A 4,727-nucleotide genomic window follows, 5' to 3' on the forward strand; every position below is an offset into this window, starting at 1 on the left:
AGGCCTACGGCCTGCCGCCGATGCCATTGCCAGGTGAGGACCGCCCCATCGTGCTGCCGATCATTGGCAAGGAAAAACCCTTGTCGCGCGGCGCGCTGCACCTGGTGCTCAAGGAGATCTTCGCGCTGGCGGCCGCGCGCCTGCACGCGCGCGGACCGGATTGGGAAAGCCGGGCCGCGGTGCTGGCCAGCGCGTCGGCGCACTGGCTGCGCCATACTGCGGGGTCGCACATGACCGACCAGCAGGTGGACCTGCGCTTTGTGCGCGACAATTTCGGGCACGCGTCCATTGCGACCACTAGCGCCTACCTGCATACCGAGGACGATGCGCGGCACGAAGCTACGCAGGGACGTCACCGGATCGGGTGGAAGCGCGAAGTGTGACCGGGGCACCCGCCTTGGCCCTGATTTGGCCCGTGCCACGCCGCCGCGCGGGCGGCAACGCGAATCATAACGGATTGCTATGCACGAGGCTTCTGTTTCTAATGTCTGGGCACGATGGGCTTCGAACAATTGGCGGCATTGAAGGAACAACTGGCAAAAGTAGCTAAAACGCCACGGGCGAGGACGCGATGTGCACCCCAGTTTCAGCCAGCCCGGCCAGGCCCGTTAAGCCCGTCGATCCGGTGCTGCAAACGATCGTGAAGCTGCGCTTCCCGCAAACCTTTCCGAAGAATCCTGTAAGGTGCCGCTCAAGATCGGCATCTTTGAGGATCTCGTCCCGCACGTGCAGGAACTTGACCTGACGGAGTCGGTGTTGCGCGATGCGATCCGCATCTGGTGCCGCGGCACCCGCTACCGGACCTGCCTTGTGGAAGGTGCCGCGCGTGGATCTGGCGGGTCAGCGGGCGGGACACGTTTCAAAAGCCGATGCGGACCGCGCCCCAGCAACTGCAGGCCCGTCGTGCGGCGCGAGCGCAATCTCGACCCGCGACTGCCCCGAAGCCCAACTAATCCGTGATGGAAATGTGGCGCCGACAGCGCTTCGTCGTGCGCCCGACGAAGCGCGACCTCGCATCGCATGCCTGCGTCGTCACGATGATGAACGCTCGCGGCGCGCCGCGTTCGGCGCAAGGCAGTCGCTGTTGAGCGATCACTATTTCCGCTCTAACGGCGCCCACTAATTGCCAATGCGGGTACGAGAAACCTATTTCACTCGGAAATGCTCGACGCTCTGCCCGGCATTCACCGCCCTCTGCAGCCAATCTGGCAGTTCGCCTTTACCGTCCCAAACACGACCATCCGCACTCCGGTAGCGCACTGCCTGCGGTTTGGCAGCATCCGCAAAACACCCGGCACGCATAAGGTCGTCGAAGGAAATGCTATTTCGGACCATCTGCATTCGGACCCACAAGATCGCGGCTTGCTTGTCCGCTGACTCTCTGCTGCCAGATACAAATAGACGGCCCACCCCCAGCGGCTCCGAGTTTGTGCCCCGACTTGAACGCGGGAATGTCTCGTTAGGTACTGATTGGATTGCTCTCATGAAATCAAATGGCAGCGGATTCTGTCCGCAAGAGAATACTGGTAAGAGCTGCCGCCTGCGGTCCGGGGGAAATTCAAGGCAATAGGCCGAACGCAATATGAGGATAACTTCCAACCGCGAAGCTGCCTTTAAAACTAAAGATCGCGCTAATGACCACCACGCCCATCCCGCTGCCTAGCCTTGAGAAAAACATGGCCATTAATTGTAATCAGAGCACGATGGTGTCCCGGTGAGACTCGCTCCCGGGTTGCGAGTTCCCGTTCGAGCAAGGCATTAAAATCGGCGGGATCAAGTTCGACTGTGTCAATAGCGTTCTTCACCAGCATCAGCGTCGCGAGTTCGTGAGGACTCAGCATCAGTGCCCCCTACATAAGGGGGGCACTACGTTTGCTGTAACTTGATTCTTTCAGTGATGACACACACGATACTGTTACCGGCATGCGGCACTACAGCGAAGGACTCATTTGGCGGCTATCGTGCCACACCTGCAGGTTATCACGCCAGCCCTCTTCCGGCGAAAATTAAAGGCATCCGGTATTTCCCTGACTGCACCCGCTGTGACTCGCCAACAGTTGAGAGTTGCCGGCGTGAGCGAGTCTGGCTCACGCCGGCTCGACAATAGTTGTTCGCTTTTCGAACAAACGTTCAGATGGATCATGGCCAGGCGCGGGAATGCATTGAATCCTGGGTACCATATGACTGCGGCTTTGTTATCTCGCGCCACGCATGGCTCGGAGGGGAAGCCCGTGACCGTGGAGCAAACCCACACGAAGCAGGATGTGGATCCGTTGGACTCCGGTGCCGGCACTCCGACGGAACATTAAGCGTCCGGCACGGGCAGAGACCGAAACCGACCCTTCTCAGTCATTCCACAATGCCTCGGTCAATGGCCGGATTGAGTGAAAACGGGCGCTAGGTAATTCCTCGTCGGACGGCATTTCCAAGCCGGATTGCGGACCAGTACAACTACCGGTCATCCACGCGCCGGACCATGACCGGCGCTGGTTTGCCTGTCACCAAAGCAATGACCATGTGACCGACTTTACCTGGATCCTTGATAGGTGAGAACCGGCAGAAGGCCTGGGCAATATTCTGGATGCAAGCGATATCCGCGTTGGCCAACCAATCCGAAGGGAAGTAGCTTTGAATCTCTTTTGTCGTGCTGTTTCTGTACTCGCAGCCAGGATCGCAAGAGATGTCCTTCCACTCTTTTCCGGGTAGCTTCCCGGAAGCCACCCATTTCCCACTGGAGCGAGAGAGTCGGTAAAGCACGCCAGATGGAGCGTGATTTTGGCCTAGGTACTCATAAGTGCCAACATCGGAGTCTGATAATCCGCCCGCGGAAGCTATTGGCATGACAGACAGGGCCGCAATGAGAAAAAGCGCCTGTATCTTGTTCATCATCACCTCCTTTCAAACTCAAGGCGTTACAAACGCAGCCAAGCCTAGCCTAGCCAATATGATATCCAAGGGCACCATTGCGTTGGTGCGATTGCGCACCAAGATGCCACATTTGCGGTTCACCATTGTCGCGGCGGTGATCCTCGTTTCCAGACCAATGGGACCTCTCTTGTCCGCAGCGGAACCGGCGGTGGATCTCACAGCCCGAACAGTTTCTGGTGCTGACTCAGGCCCGCATGGCCGTCCGAGACTCGCCAACTCGGCCGTCCGCAACTGTAAGAGCGGATGGCCGAGAATGGCCGATTTCCGACATGCGCCACCCAGCGTCATGAAGCTAGTACAATGCAGTTTATCAAGCACATCAGCGCTAGCTGTGCCTTTCCAAGGAATCGCCTACAGGACCGCAGCGGGCAAATGCCACCGCCGCATCGCCGCTGTCCCAAGGCATTCATAGCGCCTTGGACAGAAAGACTCGGCTGGTGCCAGGGGGGGCGCAAGGCAATCCACCCAAGTTAAGCCTCAGCAAGCCTTGTAGGCGGCATGTCGATGAGGTTTGTGGCGAGGCGGACGTGGCTTAGCGCGATCCGGTCGCACGCGATGGGTACGTGTTGCAATCAAGTACAAGGTCTCATTCAGAGCAGCCTTGGCCCAGCGCAAGCCGAGCAGCGCCGCTGACAGGACAGGTTTGAGGGCGGTGATGGCGTAGGAGCGGTTGATCCGATGGTTCGGATCAACGTCATGTTCCTGCGCGGCGCCAAGGCAGCAGAGGGCGTGGAGGTTGTCGCTCAGGATTTTGGCACCGAAGTCCTGCCTGGCGGCCAACTGTGAGAGGCCGGACAGGTGTTCGAGTGCCATGCGGTGTTTGAGACGTTTAAACGCCTCCTCGAGGCGCCAGCGCTGGTGATAGAGATCGCGGAAGGTGGCAGCCGGATAGCGGTGCCTGTCGAGCAGATTGGTGATGAGCACGCGCACCTTACCGGCGGGCGAGATCTGCCGGATCAGCCGGACGGTCTGCGGGGTAGCCGCACACTCATAGTCGCGCGCGTCATTGCCGGCGGGAGCCGGGAGCGTGACGATGGCCTCGTCGCGGCCAGAGCGGACGAAGTGTCGCACGGCGGTAAAGCCGCTGCCGTCGGCGCGCATGCAGAAAGGGATTTTTCGTTCGTTGAGCACGGCCACCAGCCAGCGGGCGGGGTAACCGCGGTCGAGCAAGAGTAAGTCGTCGGATTGCAGGCGGTCCAGATGCTCGAACAGGATCTGGCGTTCGTTCTCGTGCACGCTGTGCAGTGAAGCAGCGAGCATGATCTCGGCCCCGGGGAGGTACAGGCCGAAGGCGAGTTGATCGCGGGTGGCGGCTCGAGGGAGATGGCTGTGGCGGATGGCAAAACGCAGGTGTGAGGCATCCGCGGCGATCAGCCGGAAGCCATGCCAGCGTGGCAAATGGTTGGATACGTGCTCAAGCAGCCAGTCATTGAGGTGAGCAAAGATATCACCGCTGAGTTTGCTCCGAGCCTGGGCGAAAGCTTGTTCACTGACGCAGCGGCGCAAGGTGTTGTGGCGGGCGAGAGCGGCGAAGAATTGATCGAGTTCGGCTTGCATGCCCATGCGCAAGTTGCCGAGCATGAAGGCGATCAGGGTGGGCAGGGTGAGCTTGCGATGACGGGTGAAGGCGGCGGGACATTCAGGATGGCGGGCATGGTCTTGAAAGACCTTGGTATGCAGGTATTGGGAAAGCGCAGCGAACAAATTGGGCAGGAGCATGAGAGCCAAGCGAAGATCGAGAAACGATCCTCTATTGGCCGCCGCCCTGCTTGCGCAAAAAGCCTGCGCAAGCAGGGCGG

The 4,727-nt window shown here is 59.7% G+C and carries 5 protein-coding genes; 2 read left to right on the forward strand and 3 right to left on the reverse strand.

Annotated elements, in window-relative coordinates; translation table 11 throughout:
- Together ACYP5B_RS49655 and ACYP5B_RS49660 are read left to right on the forward strand one after the other, a co-directional pair.
- A partial coding sequence (locus tag ACYP5B_RS49655; RefSeq protein WP_459574813.1) for a tyrosine-type recombinase/integrase occupies positions 1–383 on the forward strand: 383 nt, incomplete at its 5' end.
- Between the two features lie 301 nt (positions 384–684).
- A complete protein-coding gene (locus tag ACYP5B_RS49660) occupies positions 685–960 on the forward strand; it encodes a ProQ/FINO family protein (RefSeq protein ID WP_459574815.1) in 276 nt (91 codons plus the stop codon).
- Positions 961–1,146: 186 nt separating this feature from the next.
- Here ACYP5B_RS49660 and ACYP5B_RS49665 read toward each other — a convergent pair whose 3' ends face one another.
- The 3 genes from ACYP5B_RS49665 to ACYP5B_RS49675 all read right to left on the reverse strand — a co-directional run.
- The gene (locus ACYP5B_RS49665) at positions 1,147–1,485 is read right to left on the reverse strand and encodes an H-NS family nucleoid-associated regulatory protein (RefSeq protein WP_459574850.1); all 339 of its coding nucleotides are present in this window, start codon (positions 1,483–1,485) and stop codon (positions 1,147–1,149) included.
- Positions 1,486–2,451: 966 nt separating this feature from the next.
- Positions 2,452–2,889 carry a hypothetical protein gene (locus ACYP5B_RS49670; RefSeq protein ID WP_459574816.1) on the reverse strand — a complete coding sequence of 146 codons (438 nt, stop codon included), beginning with the start codon at positions 2,887–2,889 and terminating at the stop codon, positions 2,452–2,454.
- Between the two features lie 516 nt (positions 2,890–3,405).
- Positions 3,406–4,727 (reverse strand): IS4 family transposase (locus ACYP5B_RS49675; RefSeq protein ID WP_459574818.1); only part of this gene is annotated, 1,322 nt, incomplete at its 5' end.

It is taken from the genome of Cupriavidus sp. 8B (assembly GCF_054589115.1).